We start from the raw sequence: 1,607 nt of genomic DNA on the forward strand, positions 1-1,607 counted from the left end.
GCCGGATACACACCCGCTACGACAAGCTCGCCGCCAATTTCGCCTCGGCCGTCGCCATCGCCGCCATCCTCATCGGATGGACCTGATTGAGGCTGGAGCCTAGGGCGGGTGGCGTGGGGTTGGGTGCGCGCCCCGATTCTCGACGCCGTCGCGTCGGCCTCTCAGTGGCGAGATGAAGCCGAACGGCGATGTCTCCTGTGCGATGTCTGTCGTTACCTCGATCCGGCAGAGCGCATTTGCCGCCAGCGCATCTCGCAATCCTATGCGACGCGGCTGGTTCGTCTCGCCTGGCTGGCGCCGGACATCGTCGAGGCCATCCTCGGGGGCTGCCAGCCTGCGAACCTAACGGCATCGCGGCTGATGCAGGACACCCGCATCCTCACCGACTGGCAGGAGCAGCGCAGGGCGCTTGGGTTCGTCTGAACTGGAATGGCTGCTGTTCGCCGCTACGCCGACAGCATCTCGCTACCTCCCGAGCCCGCCAGTGCGCATCCGACATGCCAGACTGGGCGAGGCTACACCCGGACCAACGGCACTCCGCGGACGTGGCAACTGACCCCATCCGTACCTGCCGAAATGGCCAGGAGAGACAGAACCGGCATTCAGCCTGCTGAACCCGCCGGGCCAGCGTCTCTCAGGTATGATTCGTTTGAGGCCCTCGCGTGTCGGGCCGGAAGGGCGGGCCTTTCGCGGGCTAGGGTCGCGGAGCCGGAAATCGTCTGCGACACCGCGACTGCGTGATTGTGGACGCAGTCCCCCGCTAAACCCTCTCTGCAGTCTGGGTGCCGTGAATTCCCTGTTCTGCAGGGAAAGAACAGGGAAATCGGCGCCATGTCGTCCATTCAGTGAGGCATCGGCCGACTGAAAGGCGCGGAAATCCTAGCCGACGGTGACATTCCCTGTGCGGCGGAACAGGGATTTGCTGAGCGCCTTGCAGGGAATGCTTCGTAGGGTTCAGGGATCTGGTCGGAGCCGGATCTGGCGACGCGGCTCAGGCACCGACGCTGGACCGGGCTGTCAGGCCGCCTTGCGCTGGGAAGGCGCGGCCGGCAGGCCGAGCAGTGCGCGCGCCTGGCGCGCGTTGGCGACGGGGCGGCCCTGCGCGGCCGCCATCTCCGCGACGCGCGCGACCAGCGCGGCGTTGGACGGCGCCAGCGTGTCGCGGTCCATGCGGATGTTGTCCTCGAGCCCGGTGCGGCAGTGCCCGCCCATCTCGAGCGCCCAGCGCGCGACCTCGAACTGGTGGCGGCCGATGCCGGCCGCGGTCCAGGTGGCACCGGGGAGCAGTTCCTTCAGCTTCGCGACCTCGAATTCCAGGATGTCGCGGCGTGCCGGCAGGGCGTGCTTCACGCCGAAGACGAACTGGACGTGCGGCGGCGGCAGGATCAGCCCCGCGGCCACCAGGTCCGCCGTGTTGTAGAGCATGGCGAGGTCGAACACCTCGATCTCCGGCTTGATGCCGCCGTCGCGCATCGTGGCGGCCAGGCTGCGCACGAAGTCGGGCGGGTTCTCGTAGACGATGGTCGGGAAGTTGACCGAGCCCGTCGCGAGCGAGGCCATGTCGGGGCGGAGGTGCAGCATGGCGCCGCGGGCCTCGAGCGCGCGGC

Annotated in this window: 2 protein-coding genes; one reads left to right on the forward strand and one right to left on the reverse strand. The window is 68.1% G+C overall.

The genetic code is table 11. The features are described from left to right. Positions 1 to 123: 123 nt before the first annotated feature. The gene (locus GWK15_RS25490; protein WP_168044413.1) at positions 124 to 423 is read left to right on the forward strand and encodes a hypothetical protein; all 300 of its coding nucleotides are present in this window, start codon (positions 124 to 126) and stop codon (positions 421 to 423) included. Positions 424 to 1,017: 594 nt separating this feature from the next. Here GWK15_RS25490 and GWK15_RS25495 read toward each other — a convergent pair. Next, positions 1,018 to 1,607: BKACE family enzyme (locus GWK15_RS25495; protein WP_168044415.1), on the reverse strand; the 590-nt coding region annotated here is incomplete at its 5' end.

Source organism: Neoroseomonas oryzicola, from assembly GCF_012163135.1.
Lineage (GTDB): Bacteria > Pseudomonadota > Alphaproteobacteria > Acetobacterales > Acetobacteraceae > Neoroseomonas > Neoroseomonas oryzicola.